Origin of the sequence: Paraburkholderia sp. RL17-383-BIF-A (genome assembly GCF_046028015.1) — a bacterium.
Classification (GTDB): Bacteria; Pseudomonadota; Gammaproteobacteria; order Burkholderiales; family Burkholderiaceae; genus Paraburkholderia.
The window spans coordinates 1-14,774 of sequence record NZ_JARESR010000033.1 but is presented as its reverse complement, the minus strand read 5'-3'; the positions used below and the strand labels follow the sequence as shown (position 1 = coordinate 14,774).

The window sequence follows — 14,774 nt, the reverse complement described above, 5'->3', positions numbered from 1 at the left end:
AAGTTTCTGTTTCAGCCACGACGCGACGTGCGCCATGCCTGGGTTCTGCGCAATACGCCATGCGACACGCCGGCAAACAGCAGACAGGCGAGCGCCGCTGTCACGAGGACCAGCGTGGCCATCGCCGCGGCCGGTCCGATCTGTCCGGCGTCGTCGAGATTGAGAATGGCGACCGAGGCCGGTTGCGTGTCGGGTGAATAAAGAAACGCGACGGCGGACACGGTCGTCATGCCATTGACGAAGAGATAGCGAGCAATCTGCAGGATGGACGGCAGGCAGACCGGCACGGTGACGCGGAAAAACGTTCTGTAAAAAGGCACTTTCAAGGACGCGGAGACGGCCTCGAACTCATTGTCGATCTGACGCAGCGCGGTCACGGCGGTCAGATGACTCGACGAGTAGTAATGCACCACAGTCACGATCGCGAGTATCGCGAGCGTGCCGTAAAGGCCGTTGAGCGGGTTGGCGGGCGAGTTGAAAAGAAAGATGTAGCTGATGCCCAGCACGAGCCCCGGCACACCCATCGGCAGAATCGCGCACAGATTGATAAAGCCGCGTAACCAGCGCGGTCCGCGCGTCTTCTCGACGAGATACGCGCCGCCGAACACGATGATGGTGCCGCCGATCGCCACGCATGCCGCCATCTTCAGGCTGTTCTTGTAGGCGTCGAAAATCCCGGCGCCAATCAGGCCCATCTTGTAGTGCTGCAAGCCGAGACTCATCTGATACGGCCAGAACTTCACGAAGGAGGCAAACACGGAAATGCCGACCACTGCCAGCACCAGAGCGCACACGAGGCCGCAGTAGCCGAGCATGGCCATGTCGAAGCCGCGCGCGGGTTTCGGCTGATAAGGCGTGGAACGCGCGCCGAGTTGCGACTGCTGCTTGCGGCGAATGAAAAAGTCGATCGCGAACGCAACCAGCGCGGGACACAGCAGCAGCAGGCTGACAACCGCGCTCCGGTTGAAATCCTGCAAGCCGATGATCAGCTTATAGATGTCGGTGGAGAGCACCGAATAAGGCCCGCCGATAACGACCGGCACACCGAAATCGTTGATGCAGATCGTAAACGACACCATCGTTGCGCTGATCAGGCCGTACTTCGCGCCCGGCAGCGTGATCGTGAAGAACTTGCGCATGCGGCGCGTGCCCATTGCGTCCGCTGCTTCGTACAGGCGCCCGTCGGACAGCGAGAGCGCCGTCACGAGAATCATCAGCACATGCGGAAACGCGGCATAGACCAGACTGCATACAATGCCCGGCAGCCCGTAGATCGAATGTCCGTGAAGCAACGGTTTCAGGATGCCCGAGTTGCCGAACCAGTAGATGAACGACACAGCGGAGAGCAACGTCGGTGCGAGCAGCGGCAACAACGCGACCGTGCGCGCGGCGTTTTTCATCGGCATGCACGAACGGGTCAGCGCGTAGGCAAACGTGAATGCCATCGGAATCACGATGGCCGTCACCAGGCAGGCGACCGTGACCGAATGCAGCGTCGAGGTCCACACGCCCGAATCTGCCAGATAGCCTTTGAAATTGACCAATCCGACAAAATGACCGTCCGCGTCCACAAAGCATTTACCGACCACCAGAGCCAGCGGCAGCAGCAAAAACACGCCGAGAAACGCGGACATCAGCACGAGCGCCAACTGCGCGACCCGGTCGTGCCAATGGCTCTTCTGACGCACTTCGGCGTGCGCCTCGTCGCCGCTGCGACGCTCCAACAGAACGGCACTCATTGAAGTCGCTCCTTCGCAGCCGAAAACACGCACACGTGCTCGCGGCTAATGGCCAGATCGAAGCGCGCCCCCTGCTGCAGACTCGTCCGATGCATCTCGTGAAACGACAGGTCAGCGACGATTTCCTGCTCCCCGAGACCGTCCACCTTGAAACTGACCCGGCAGAACGCGCCGAGGAACTCCAGTTTCTCCACCGAAGCCGGCAGCAGATTGTCCGCGGCGCTACCCGGCGCGCTGATATGGATGTCTTCCGGACGAACGAAGGCGGACACTCTGGAGCCCGGCACCGCGCGCTGCGTTCCGCACCCGTAGCGCAGTGCCAGCGAGCCCGCCTTGAGGTTGCCGTCGCGTGTCACTTCGGCGGGAATCAGGTTGACCTTGCCGATGAAATCGGCAACGAACGGCGACGCCGGCTCGCGATAGATTTCGTGCGGTGTGCCGATCTGCTCGATCACGCCCTGATTCATCACCACGATCCGGTCGGCCATGGAAAGCGCTTCTTCCTGGTCGTGCGTGACCATGATCGTGGTCACGCCGAGCCGCTGCTGCAACTGACGTATCTCCTGACGCAGCCGCACTCGCACACGCGCATCCAGCGCTGACAACGGCTCGTCGAGCAACAGCAGCCCCGGCGAGGTGGCAAGCGCCCGCGCCAGGGCGATACGCTGCTGCTGACCGCCCGACAGCTGATTCGGATGTTTGCGTTGCGCGTCCGGCAGGCCCACGAGCGTGAGCAGTTCGTTGACGCGATCGGCGATCGCCGCGCGCTTCATCTTGCGATTCACGAGACCGTAGGCCACGTTGTCGAAGATGGTCAGATTGGGGAACAACGCGTACGACTGAAAGACGATGCCGTAATCGCGAAGCTGGGGCGGCAGCCGCGAAATATCGCGGCCGTCCTGCGTGATCTGGCCGGCACTCTGCGTTTCGAGGCCTGCGATGATGCGCAGCAAAGTCGTCTTGCCGCATCCCGATGGGCCGAGGAAACAGATCATCTCTCCCTGCTTCACGCCAAGGTTGATGTCCTCCAGAACCGGCGTGTCATTGAACCGCTTGTAGACGTTCTGCACGCTCAAATACGCTGTCATAAACTCCTCCGATGCCAAGCCTGCATGGCGGCGACGCGCCGCCGCGCGTTGCTTCACCGTTTGTTCGGGGCGTGCGTACCGCACGCCCGGCGCTCCTCAAAGCCCTGTCGAAGCCGCTCCTACTTCTGCTCTTTGCTGCCGTAGCGCTTCTGCCAGTCGCCGAGAATCGCGTCGCGGTTTTTCGCCGACCAGGTGAAATCGTTTTTCACCAGCAGTTCCGAGTAGTTGTCGGGAATGCCGGAGAGCTTCTTCGCGACACCGGGATACGCAACGATCGCCCACCATTGCGCGGTGATTTCATTGGCCTCCTTGCTGGCCATGAAATCCGCGAGTTTTTTGGCCGCCTCGGGCTGTTTGGTGGTCTTCATGATCCCCGTCGCTTCCATATCCCACCCCAGTCCCTCTTTCGGGAAGATGAGATCGATCGGGGCGCCCTGGGCCTGCAACTCGTGCCCGCGAAATTCGAATGAGATGCCGATCGGAAACTCGCCGGTGCCGGCCAGCGTGCAGGGCTTCGAACCCGAGTGCACGTATTGCGCGACGTTCTTGTCGAGCGCGTCCATGTACTTCCAGCCCTTGTCGTCGCCGAACGTTTGCAGCCACGAGGTCACGTCCAGATAGCCCGTACCGGAGGACACCGGGCTCGGCATCACGATCATCCCCTTGTAGATGGGCTTGGTCAGGTCTTCCCATGAGGTCGGCTTAGGCAGGTGGCGCTTCTCTGCCTCGACGCGGTTGTAGCAGACCGTCGCGCCCCATACGTCCATGCCGACCCAGTGCGGCGGCGTATTGGCGTCGCTGTACTTGCGCGTCAGGCTGTCGAAGCCTTTCGGCGCGTAGGGCATCAGCATTCCCTGCAGATCGAGCAGCGTCAGACTGGATGCCGCGAGTCCGAGCACGACGTCGGCGCGCGGATTGCTTTTTTCAGCGAGCAGCTTGGCGGTCACCGCGCCCGTCGAATCGCGCACCCAGCGGATTTCGATGTCGGGGTTGGCTTTTTCGAAAGCGTCCTTGTACGGCTTCATGGCTTCGTCTTCGAGCGCGGTATAGACGAGCAACTGCGTTTTCGCCTGCGCGAACTGGACCGCGCCGAATGCGACGGCGGCGGCAACGAGACCACGCAACGCCACATTCCAGCGACTGCTGCGACCCTTTGACCCCTGCTTATCCTTCATTTCCAGACCCCTTGAGAAAGTGGCGTCGCGGCCAGCGACGAAAACGACCGGTGCTACGGGACTGCTGCTTACGAGCTTCGTGACGACTGCTTTTTTTGGATTCGAGAATGTTGTCTGTTGTTGACAATCTACAAAACATCAATTTTAATGTCAAGTATTGCCACACTTTGCCACATAACGCCTCATCCCCAACACCCGACTTACCCTAGCCAAAGGACACGTCATGAGCGCAACACCGGTTTCCATCGAAGTGAACGGCCGTAGCTACAACTGGATGCATCGACCCGTCGTTGTGGTCTGTGTGGACGGCTGTGCCTATGAATATCTGGAGATGGCGGCAGCGGCGGGTGTTGCGCCCTTTCTCGGCAAGTTGCTGCATCCCGGCACGGCGCTCAAGGGGGAATGCGTCGTGCCGAGTTTCACGAATCCGAACAACCTGTCGATCGTGACGGGCGTGCCACCTGCCGTTCACGGCATTAGCGGCAACTATTTTTTCGATCGCGACAGCGGCACCGAGGTGCTGATGAACGATCCGAAGTACCTCGTCGCGCCCACCGTGCTGGCCGGTTTCGCCGAAAAGGGTGCGCATGTGGCGGTCGTCACCGCGAAAGACAAATTGCGCCGCCTGTTAGGCAAAGATCTGGCGGGCGTGTGCTTCTCCGCGGAGAAAGCCGACGAGGCGACGATCGAGGAGAACGGTATCGACAACCTGCTGGAATTGGTCGGCAAGCCGGTGCCGAGCGTGTACAGCGCCGACCTGTCGGAATTCGTATTCGCTGCAGGCGTGCGCCTGCTCGAAACCCGCGCGATCGACCTCATGTATCTGTCGACCACGGACTACGTCCAGCACAAGTGCGCGCCCGGCACGCCCGGTGCGAACGCGTTTTACCAGATGATGGACGGCTACCTGCGGCGGCTCGACGAACTCGGTGCGATTGTCGCCATCACGGCTGATCACGGCATGAATGCGAAGCACAACGAAGACGGCGAACCCAACGTGATTTATCTTCAGGAGCGCTTTGACGAGTGGCTCGGCCACGACGCCGCTCGCGTGATTCTGCCGATCACCGACCCCTACGTCGTGCATCACGGCGCGCTGGGATCGTTCGCCACGGTCTACCTTCCGCCTTCGGCCGATGTCGAGGCGATGCGCCGTCGGCTCTCGGCGGAACCCGGCATCGAAGTCGTGCTGACGGGCGCCGAAGGCTGCGCGCGCTTCGAACTTCCGCCCGCGCGCATGGGCGACCTGATCGTGATCTCGACGCGCGATGTCGTGCTCGGCACACGGCGCATCAAACACGACCTGTCCGGCCTCGATGTACCGCTGCGCTCGCACGGCGGCCTCGCCGAACAGATCGTGCCGCTGCTGTTCAATCAACCGGTCGCGAAATCCGTTGTCGAGCGGGCACGGCTGCGCAATTTCGACATCATCGATATCGCACTCAATCACCTTCAATGAACCGGGGACCGGATATGAACGCTATTGCGGAAACGAAAGCTCAGTGGCAGGTGCGTCATGAAGCGTTGCGTATTGGTGGAGAAAAAGTCCATCGCGACGAAGTGATCGAAGTGCGTAATCCCTACGACGGCACGCTGGTCGGCACCGTGCCTAAAGCGACGCTGGAAGACGTGCGTCACGCGTTCGAATTTGCGCGCGCGTATCGCCCCGCCCTCACCCGCTATGAGCGGGCGGCGATCCTGCGGCGCGCAGCCGACGCGGTGCGGGCTCGCACGCACGAAATCGCCGCGCTCATCACGGCGGAGGCCGGCTTGTGCTGGAAGGACTCGACCTACGAAGCCGGCCGCGTCGCCGACGTGCTGGTTTTCGGGGCGGGCGAGGTGCTGAAAGACGACGGCCAGATTTTCTCGTGCGATCTCACGCCTCACGGAAAAAAACGCCGCGTCTATACGCAACGCGATCCGTTACTCGGCGTGATTTCCGCGATTACGCCGTTCAACCATCCAATGAATCAGGTGGCGCACAAGATCGTGCCGGCTATCGCCACGAACAATCGTATCGTCGTCAAACCGTCGGAGAAGGTGCCGCTGTCGTGCTATCTGCTGGCGGACATTCTCTATGAGGCGGGTCTGCCCGTGCAGATGCTGCAAGTGTTGACCGGCAACCCTGCCGTCATTGCCGATGAGCTGATCACGAACCCCGCGATCGATCTCATTACGTTTACGGGTGGCGTGTCGATCGGCAAATCGATTGCCGCCCGGATGGGCTACCGCCGCGCGGTGCTCGAACTCGGCGGCAACGACCCGATCATCGTGATGGAAGATGCCGATCTGGACGAAGCCAGCTCACTCGCCGTGTCGGGCTCTTACAAGAATTCCGGCCAGCGATGCACGGCAATCAAGCGCATGCTGGTGCATGAGTCGGTTGCCGATCGCTTTACCGAACTCGTCGTGGACAAGACGCGCGCGTGGAAATACGGGAATCCCGCGGATAGCGCGGTCGACATGGGCACCGTCATCGACGAGGCGGCCGCGCGGTTCTGCGAGCAGCAGGTCAACGACGCGTTGTCGCGCGGCGCGCGGCTGCTGGCGGGTAACTGCCGGGATGGCGCGCTCTACTCGCCGACCGTCGTGGATCGAGTCACGCCCGACATGCCGCTCGTCAAATACGAGACGTTCGGGCCGGTGTCGCCGATCATGCGCTTCTCCAATATCGACGAAGCGATCCGCATGTCCAACTGCACCGACTATGCGTTGTCATCGTCGGTCTGCACGAACCGACTCGACTACATCACGCGGTTCGTCACCGAACTGGAAGTGGGCAGCGTGAATGTACGCGAAGTACCGGGTTATCGACTCGAACTGACGCCGTTCGGCGGCGTGAAGGATTCGGGACTCGGTTATAAGGAAGGCGTGCAGGAAGCCATGAAGAGTTTCACCAATACCAAGACCTACTCGCTGCCATGGTGAGGGAGATATGTTGAGGCGCCTTTTATGCTGAGTTGACACTGACCGCGTGGGACCGTGTGCAGGCGTTCCGGCGGTCAGCAACATTGCTCGTCTCGTGGTTGGTGATAGATGTTTATCTTTCACCCACCACGAAGCTGAAAGAATTCCGTTGGGCCGCTTTTTCCGCTCCGCACTGCCTCGTCCGGACAGCGACGAGCGCTTCGACTGGCGAACAGCAAAGCGCACCGGGACTTCCGGGCTATCTCGGCCCGACGTTTTAATCAATCGGCGCGCCGCCCGTGTGGCGTATTCGGTGCGGCCGCGGCGACCGGCAAGAAGACCCCGCAGATCGGACTCGAGGGCAAGTTCAGCATCTATCACGCGGTGGCAATTGCCGTGATCGACGGCGCGGCGGGTGAGAAGCAGTTCAGCGACGCGAAGGTGCGTGACCCGATGACGGTGGCACTGCGCCAGAAGGTGAATACCATCGTCGACCAGGCCATCAAGCCGGAGCAGGTCGACATGACGATCACACTGAAGGACGGGCGCAAGCTGCATAAATTCATCCAGCACGCGATCGGCAGCACCGAAGTGCCGATGACCGATCAGCAACTCGAGAAGAAATTCTCGGACCTGGCCGAAGGAATTCTATCGCCGGATAGGACCCGCAAACTGATCGACACATGCTGGCACGTCGAACAACTGGACAGCGCCGGAGAATCGCCTTGTCCGCGCTGCCACAGTAGCTGAAAAGCAGCCGGAAGTGGCGTCTCACCGGCTCGCGAAGGAGACTGAAGGTTTGGCGAGGCCGCGCTCACCGCTTGAACGAACGACCCGTTTCGAACGCAACGGCATCGCCGCAAATTCACCGCCACATGAGTACTCCCCTGCCGCAATCCGACATTGAGTCGACGATAGGTATCGCCCCCTTACATTTCGCGCGGCAGAGGAGTATGAACCGACGAGAAAGAGACCGGCGTCGTTTCTAGAACCCAAAACTGCTGAGTCCCGGATGATCCTCCGGGCGAGGGCCCAGCGCCCAGAAAAACTTGCGATCGGCTTCTTTGATCGGCACATCGTTGATGGATGCATGGCGCACAGCCATCAGACCGTTTTCGGCGAACTGCCAGTTTTCGTTACCGAATGAACGGTACCAGTTGCCCGCATCGTCGTGCCACTCGTAAGCGAATCGGACTGCAATATGATTTTCCGTGAACGCCCAAATCTCCTTGATCAAGCGGTATTCGTGCTCGCGCTCCCACTTGCGGCGCAGAAAGGGCACGATCTGTTCGCGGCCGGTGATGAATTCGGAACGGTTGCGCCAACGGCTATCAACCGTGTAGGCAAGAGACACTTTCTCCGGATTGCGAGAGTTCCAGCCATTTTCCCCGGCGCGCACCTTTTGCGTGGCTGTCTCCAGAGTGAACGGTGGGAACGGAGGGATGGGGGTATTTTCAGACATGACAGCTCCTTTGGTTGCGGGCGCCGCCGCATGCAGAGAAACACCGGCGACGCTTTTGTGTTGAGACGCCGCCAGTCTGTCTGACTACCTCGACAGGGGCTTTACTCCGCGCCGAGCGATTTAGGATTCGCACGGAAACATTGTCCGCGCGAAGCGGGCCCCTCAAGTTTTGATCTGCCTCTGAGTCGTCATTCGTGCAGGAGCGATTTATGTGCCGCCAGATTGACCTGGCTAATCCAACAGTACTGCTACCCGTCAGCCAATGCGCTCGCGACGTGCTGCGCGAAGGCCTTCACTTTCGCTGAGTTCCGTCGTTCGCGTGGATAGACCAGATGAATAGAGACCGGCGGAGGTCGCCAGTCGGCCAACAGTAGCTGGACCTCGCCGCTGGCGATTTCTTCATGGAAAAGCCAGGTCGGCGAACACCCGATGCCCATTCCCGCGAGGACCGATGCACGGATCACTTCACTGCTGTTACTTTGCAGATTACCCGCTACACGAACGACTCGCGTTGTCCCTTCTGGCTCCAGCGCAGCGCTGCCCGCGGTAAAAGTCCAGTTGTTGCGCATGGGCAATTCCGTGTAGACAACGCAGTTGTGCGCAGCGAGATCCTCAGGCTTGACGGGCGCCATCAGTCCCTTCGGAAGCGACGACAAATAGCGGTTGTGTGCGACGATGTGCCGGGGAGAAGTGCCGACCTTACGCGCAATTAAAGTACTGTCCGGCATGTCGCCGATACGAACCGCCGCATCGATTCCCTCTTCAACCAGATCGACAACGCTGTCTTGCAGACGGATATCGATCTTCACCGCGGGATGCGCAGCCAGGAAGGTCTGAATCATTGGCATGAGCTTGATTCGACCGAACCCAACCGACGCCGCGATTCGCAGCCATCCAACCAGTTGCTGCTCACCGCGCCGCAACTCGCCCTCGGCCTCGTCCATCTCGGCCACAAGGCGTCGCACCCGGTTGAAATAGCGTTCACCTTCTTGCGTCAGGGCGAGCGAGCGGGTCGTACGCGTCAGCAGTTTGGTGCCGAGTTCGCGCTCCAACGCCGCCACCTGTTTGCTGACTGCGCTCTGCGTCGTGTTGGTTTGAAGTGCGACCGCCGAAAAACTGCCTGCCTCGACGACGCGGACAAAGACGGTGATGGCCTGCAGCTTATCCATTTTGAGCGGCACCTATTCCCGGGTGGACTTAATGATATGAGCGCCCACCGTCTATATCAATGCCAAAAAAACCAGCAAAGTCCACCCATCGAAAGCGAGATCCACCCAGCACGCAATCCAACCCGTCCCACGGAGGTTTTATGAGCACCCATTCTTCAGGCAAAGGTACTGCAGTCATTACTGGCGCATCGGCCGGCATCGGCAAGGTCTATGCCAACCGTCTTGCAAAGCAGGGATATGACCTCCTGTTGATCGCCCGGAGTGCCGATAGTCTGAGCGAACTGGCCCAAAGCCTGTCAGCGCAGTTTGGCATTCGTGCGACGTTCCTCGCCGAAGACCTGACGACACAATCCGGCGTCGAGACGGTGGTGACCGCCATTACCCGTGACGCAACCATCACGATGCTCGTCAACAATGCCGGCGCCGGCACGCTCGGCGGTTTCACGGACTCGAAGCTCAGCAACCTCGAAACGATGAACGCACTGAACGTGGATGCACTCGTCCACCTGTCGTACGCCATTCTTCCGTTGTTCAAGCAGCGGGACAAAGGGACGCTCGTCAATATCAGCTCCGTCCTCGCGCTTCATACACTTCCTGTCAGCACCGTGTACAGCGGCACCAAGGGTTATGTCCTGAGCTTCACTCGCGGGCTTCAGCAGGAAGTCGCGGGCACCAACGTAAAAGTCCAACTGGTCATGCCGGCGGCGACTCACACAGGTTTCTGGGACATCGCGGGCTTCCCTGTCTCCAACCTGGATAAGAGCGTTGTCATGAGCGCCGACCATCTCGTCGACGCCGCGTTGGCCGGTTTGGCACAAGGCGAATCGATCACCTTGCCGTCGGTTGAAGACTTGAGGTTGTGGGAAGAGTACGACCAGGCGCGCGAAAAGCTGTTCCTGGCATCCCAATCGGGTAAGCCGGCTTCCCGTTACAACGTCGCGTAACCGCTTCTGCATGAATGGGGTTCGTTGGCGAACCGCCGACACAGCCGCAAAGTTTATCGGCATAACCGATTCGAGGCTTCGAATGAGCGAAAAGACTAACCTGTTTACTCCGTTTAACGGCGCGGGACTTGAATTGGCGAACCGGATCGTGATGGCGCCGATGACGCGGCGTAAGAGCCCGGGCGGCGTTCCTGGTGAGGACGTGGCTGCGTACTATCGACGCCGCGCCGAGGGAGGCGTCGGCCTGATCATCACTGAAGGAACGACGATCGGGCGGCCGGCGGCGTCGAGTGACGAAGCCATTCCGAACATCCATTCGCCCGAAAGCATCCTCGGGTGGAAGCATGTAGTCGACGGCGTCCATGCTGCCGGTGGCAAGATTGCGGTCCAGCTCTGGCATATGGGGCTGCGGCGCGAACCCGGCACGGGCCCCGAACCCAGCGCACCGTCTGAGGGTCCCTCCTCAGAGGGAGCCCACTCGCATGCAATGACCGACAGCGAGATCGCGGACGCGATAGAAGCTTTTGCGCAAGCCGCACAAACAGCGCGCGCGATCGGCTTCGACGCCGTCGAGATACATGGTGCGCACGGCTATCTTGTCGACCAGTTCTTCTGGGAGGCGACGAACCGCCGCACCGATTCGTACGCGGGCAGCATCGCTGGACGCACTCGATTCGCCACTGAAATCGTCAAGGCAATCCGCAACCGGGTCGGCTATGACTTCACCGTGTCGCTGCGTTTTTCGCAGTGGAAAGTTCAGGATTACAGCAGCCGGCTAGCCCGCACGCCCGGCGAACTGGAACAACTGCTGATTCCTCTTGCGGACGCAGGTGTGAGCATTTTTCATGCGTCGACGCGCCGTTTTTGGGAACCTGAATTTACGGATTCCTCACTTAATCTTGCGGGCTGGGCAAAAAAGATTACCGGCTTGCCGGCTATGACTGTCGGCTCCATCGGTCTCGAAGGGCCGGATTTTCTGCACACGCTCCACGCTCGAGACACCGATCGGCAATACGGCCAGCACCAGGCTGCCTCGCTGGACTCGCTGTTGCACCGCCTCGGCGATGGAGAGTTCGACCTCGTTGCGGTTGGACGTGCGCTGGCGGCTGATCCGAATTGGGTGAGGAAAGTCAGGGACGGCGCTCAGGACTCGATCGTGACCTTCGAGCAGTCGACCTTGGCAGAACTGATCTGACTGGCTGCCGCCATGTCGAAGCTCAACATTGTGAAAGGACGGACACGCTATGGCATCGTTTCCCCCATCGAGCATTCCTAGCGAAGTGCACTGGCGCTGCGCCGACGCAGATCGGGTTGAGGCTCGTGCGAATCCTGGCGCAGTCGTCGTGACGCGATGGACTCACGCCGGTGATGCACCACTCGAAGTGGCGAACCCGGGCAATGACGAATTGCATTGTATTGCGCTGAACCTGAAGTGGGCTAACTTCACGTTCAGCCATGCCGGCCGGCGCGTCGCGCAGGGTCGAATGACGCCGGGCATTGCGCAGGTCACTGCGCCGGGCGTATCGACCCGAACCATTTTCAACTCGTCCGCCGACCTGACTCATCTGTTCGTTTCACAGCAGATATTGGCGGAGTGCTATCAGGACATTTTCGAGGGTGCCAGCGCAGGCGCCATTATGCTCGACAGTCCCCACATGATCCGCGATCCGGTGCTTGAAAGTCTCAGCCAGGCGCTCATTGCCGCACGGAGCAACGGCGCTCTCTTCGGCAAGATGTTCGTCGAGCAGGTGAGCCTCGCCGTCGTGTCGCGAATCGTCGCTCGCCACTATGCTCGCGTTGCTGTCCAGCGTGAGGCGGCACCGTTGCAACCATGGCGTCTGAATCGCGCGATGGATTTTATCGAGGATCACCTGTCTGAGCAGGTCAAGCTGGAAGACATTGCCGCGAGCGTGGGTCTCTCGCGTATGCACTTCGCCTCCCAGTTTCGGCGCGCCACCGGCGTGCGGCCTCATGAGTATCTGCTGAAACGACGTATCGACCGCGCGCAGCAACTGTTGCGATCGTCCCAGCAAAGAGTGCTCGACGTCGCGCTCGAGTGCGGCTTCCAGTCGCATGCGCATTTCGCGACCGTGTTCAAGAAAATAGTCGGCGAGACGCCCGCTTCCTGGCGGGCGATGGTGGATCACCCCGTGGCTGCCATCTCGCCAACGCGTTGCTCAGAAGAGGCAGCAACATCATGAACATCGCTGCCATGAATCGCCCGCGGCCGTTCCGCGCATTCCCTGTACCAGGCACGCGCGAATACCGGCGCTCCTCCTTGCACTGGCGTCTACACCCGAGCCGTCGTCAATGTCCAGAGATTGCGAGAATCCACACGCTATCGAACTGGTCTCCGGGCGAACACGGTCTGGCGAGCGTCTTTCGCCTAGCTGCGACCGTACGCCGCCAGAAACTCATCGGATGCGACGTGGTCAGCCAAAGCGCGCAATGCGGAGGCGGAATCGCTCCCAAGGACCTGTTCGACTCGCTGATTTGCGGTAGCCCAGAGCACAAGAGCCTCGTGCAGCCGCGCCTCCCCAGCGGTGGTGAGCGCTCCGCGCTTCGCCCGTCTGTCGTGCTCGTCGGGCTGCAGTTCGACAAAACCATCTCGGACGAGGGGTCTCAGCGCATGTGTAACGGCAGAAATCTGGATCGCAAGTTTCGTCGCCAGATCCTGGAGCGTGGGGGCCTGCCCCCCGGACTCGGCAGTCATCCGCTCGATTTCCGCCAGCAATCCCACCTGAGTGGCCTTCAGCCCGAGCGGTGCGAGCGCATCGTCGTACAGCGTGCCCAACCGGCGCGCGGCTCGCCTGAGCGCAGTGTTTGTGCACACCAACGACTCGAAGATGCTCTTTTCTTCGTTCCGGGGCACGCGCGGGCTGCCAGCGCCCGCCATATCAGCAGATTTCTTCTTCATGGCGTAAGGATCGTTGAGTACTGCAGTATTGACAAGCCCCCGCAATATTTGTTTCCGCAGATCGGCACGGTCGACGCCCGGCGCCCCTCTGCGATCGGGGCTGCCGCCTTCAGTTCGATCGCTGAAACTTTCTCCTGACAAAAAATAGTTGAGCACTTCACTATTGACACGAGCCTATAGCCCGGCTTTATACTTGAGCCCTCAATCAATATGGTTGAAGGCTCAACCTAACCCACTGGAGTAGCAAAATGACTGCAAGCAACAAAACCGCCCTGGTCACCGGTGCCTCGTCAGGCATTGGCGCCGTCTATGCCGACCGTCTGGCTGCGCGCGGCTACGACCTGATCCTGGTTGCCCGGCGCGCGGATCGCCTGTCGGCACTGTCGCAGAAATTGTCGGAAACCTATGGCGTCAAGGTTCAGGTCCTGGTAGCGGACCTCGCCAAGGAAGCTGAACTCGCCAAGGTCGAGCACGTGCTGGCCAGCGATTCCAGCGTGACACTGCTGGTCAACAATGCTGGCCTGGCGCGCTTCACCCCGTTGGGGAAGACGCCCGTCAGCGACTCGATGGCACAGATCAATCTCAACATCGCGGCACTGACACGACTCACCCACGCTGTGCTGCCCCGTTTCCTCGAACGTAATGAAGGGGACATCATCAATGTTGCGTCGGTGCTATCGGTCCACTCGTGGGAGGTCAGCTCCGTGTACAGCGGCACCAAGTCTTTCGTTCTGGCATTCAGCCGCGGTCTCCAGGATGAATTGAAGAACACGGGTGTGAGACTGCAGGTTGTTCTGCCGGCGACCACGGCAACCGAGATCTGGGACGAGTCGGGTATCCCTCTGTCGGCCTTGCGCGAGGAGAGTGTGATGAGCACCGAAAACATGGTCGATGCAGCCCTGATTGGTTTTGACCGAGGCGAGAAGTTGACGTGGCCGTCGGTCGCTGATGAAAGCCTGTGGGAAAAGTACGACGCCGCTCGCGCCGCTCTGTTCGCCGCTACCCAGACCGGCACGCCCGCGCCGCGCTATCAGAAGGCGTAACGCGCGCGAAGCTGCGGGCCGCCCAAATCTTTGAGTGACGGGACATTCGCCGTTGCCGGAATCCTGTTTCCGACAACGGCGGTATCGGCGCTCGATACGATTTGCCCCACGGCGGCGCCGATAGATCGAGTGTCGCGGCGACGCCATGGCGGTTCGATATCGGAATCACTCTGCCCGAGCGCTTGCACCTCCCCTTCGCTGTTGTCTCGATCAATCAGGGGACGACGGATAAGCAAGGCGAAATTGAACACGCAGCTATTGAGCACATGCAATTCAAAGAGCACGTTTAACCAGAAGGTAAGTGGGTAAATGAACATCGGAATTCCAACG

14 protein-coding genes are annotated in these 14,774 nt (G+C 60.3%); 7 read left to right on the top strand and 7 right to left on the bottom strand.

Going from position 1 to position 14,774, the window contains the following annotated elements; genetic code table 11:
- Positions 1–11 precede the first annotated feature (11 nt).
- The 3 genes from P0D71_RS28810 to P0D71_RS28800 all read right to left on the bottom strand — a co-directional run bounded on the left by P0D71_RS28810 (position 12) and on the right by P0D71_RS28800 (position 4,002).
- On the bottom strand, positions 12–1,739 hold the full coding sequence (locus tag P0D71_RS28810; RefSeq protein WP_408483213.1) for a putative 2-aminoethylphosphonate ABC transporter permease subunit: 1,728 nt from the start codon (positions 1,737–1,739) through the stop codon (positions 12–14).
- Positions 1,736–2,827: a putative 2-aminoethylphosphonate ABC transporter ATP-binding protein gene (locus P0D71_RS28805; protein ID WP_091800390.1), complete on the bottom strand. Its 1,092-nt coding sequence runs from the start codon at positions 2,825–2,827 to the stop codon at positions 1,736–1,738. Before P0D71_RS28805 ends, P0D71_RS28810 begins: the two co-directional genes overlap by 4 nt.
- 119 nt (positions 2,828–2,946) lie before the next feature.
- Positions 2,947–4,002 carry a putative 2-aminoethylphosphonate ABC transporter substrate-binding protein gene (locus tag P0D71_RS28800; RefSeq protein ID WP_091793411.1) on the bottom strand — a complete coding sequence of 352 codons (1,056 nt, stop codon included), beginning with the start codon at positions 4,000–4,002 and terminating at the stop codon, positions 2,947–2,949.
- Positions 4,003–4,225: 223 nt separating this feature from the next.
- On the opposite strand from P0D71_RS28800, the gene phnA reads away from it, so the two are divergent.
- From phnA to P0D71_RS28785, 3 genes are all read left to right on the top strand, one after another.
- A complete protein-coding gene (phnA, locus tag P0D71_RS28795; RefSeq protein WP_408303322.1) occupies positions 4,226–5,461 on the top strand; it encodes a phosphonoacetate hydrolase in 1,236 nt (411 codons plus the stop codon).
- Between the two features lie 14 nt (positions 5,462–5,475).
- Positions 5,476–6,930: a phosphonoacetaldehyde dehydrogenase gene (gene phnY / locus P0D71_RS28790; RefSeq protein ID WP_408483212.1), complete on the top strand. Its 1,455-nt coding sequence runs from the start codon at positions 5,476–5,478 to the stop codon at positions 6,928–6,930.
- A gap of 204 nt (positions 6,931–7,134) precedes the next feature.
- Positions 7,135–7,659 carry an MmgE/PrpD family protein gene (locus tag P0D71_RS28785; RefSeq protein ID WP_353615888.1) on the top strand — a complete coding sequence of 175 codons (525 nt, stop codon included), beginning with the start codon at positions 7,135–7,137 and terminating at the stop codon, positions 7,657–7,659.
- 235 nt (positions 7,660–7,894) lie between these two features.
- Here P0D71_RS28785 and P0D71_RS28780 read toward each other — a convergent pair whose 3' ends face one another.
- Positions 7,895–8,371, bottom strand: coding sequence for a nuclear transport factor 2 family protein (locus P0D71_RS28780; protein ID WP_091793405.1), 477 nt, complete (start codon positions 8,369–8,371; stop codon positions 7,895–7,897).
- A gap of 248 nt (positions 8,372–8,619) precedes the next feature.
- Positions 8,620–9,540, bottom strand: coding sequence for a LysR family transcriptional regulator (locus tag P0D71_RS28775; RefSeq protein ID WP_091793403.1), 921 nt, complete (start codon positions 9,538–9,540; stop codon positions 8,620–8,622).
- A gap of 140 nt (positions 9,541–9,680) precedes the next feature.
- Between P0D71_RS28775 and P0D71_RS28770 the strand changes: the two genes are divergently transcribed.
- From P0D71_RS28770 to P0D71_RS28760, 3 genes are all read left to right on the top strand, one after another.
- Positions 9,681–10,484: an SDR family NAD(P)-dependent oxidoreductase gene (locus P0D71_RS28770; RefSeq protein WP_408354442.1), complete on the top strand. Its 804-nt coding sequence runs from the start codon at positions 9,681–9,683 to the stop codon at positions 10,482–10,484.
- An 82-nt stretch (positions 10,485–10,566) separates the two neighbouring features.
- Complete coding sequence (locus P0D71_RS28765; RefSeq protein ID WP_408483211.1) at positions 10,567–11,679, top strand: NADH:flavin oxidoreductase; 1,113 nt, start codon at positions 10,567–10,569, stop codon at positions 11,677–11,679.
- A 289-nt stretch (positions 11,680–11,968) separates the two neighbouring features.
- A complete protein-coding gene (locus tag P0D71_RS28760; protein ID WP_408483210.1) occupies positions 11,969–12,685 on the top strand; it encodes a helix-turn-helix domain-containing protein in 717 nt (238 codons plus the stop codon).
- Positions 12,686–12,870: 185 nt separating this feature from the next.
- Here the strand turns inward: P0D71_RS28760 and P0D71_RS28755 are convergent, their stop codons facing one another.
- The gene (locus P0D71_RS28755; protein WP_408468809.1) at positions 12,871–13,401 is read right to left on the bottom strand and encodes a MarR family winged helix-turn-helix transcriptional regulator; all 531 of its coding nucleotides are present in this window, start codon (positions 13,399–13,401) and stop codon (positions 12,871–12,873) included.
- A 248-nt stretch (positions 13,402–13,649) separates the two neighbouring features.
- Between P0D71_RS28755 and P0D71_RS28750 the strand changes: the two genes are divergently transcribed.
- Positions 13,650–14,444: an SDR family NAD(P)-dependent oxidoreductase gene (locus tag P0D71_RS28750; RefSeq protein WP_408483209.1), complete on the top strand. Its 795-nt coding sequence runs from the start codon at positions 13,650–13,652 to the stop codon at positions 14,442–14,444.
- On the opposite strand, the gene P0D71_RS28745 is transcribed toward P0D71_RS28750, so the two are convergent.
- The coding region (locus P0D71_RS28745; protein WP_408483208.1) for a hypothetical protein at positions 14,432–14,774 on the bottom strand (343 nt) is incomplete at its 5' end. The two genes, P0D71_RS28750 and P0D71_RS28745, sit on opposite strands and share 13 nt — an antisense overlap.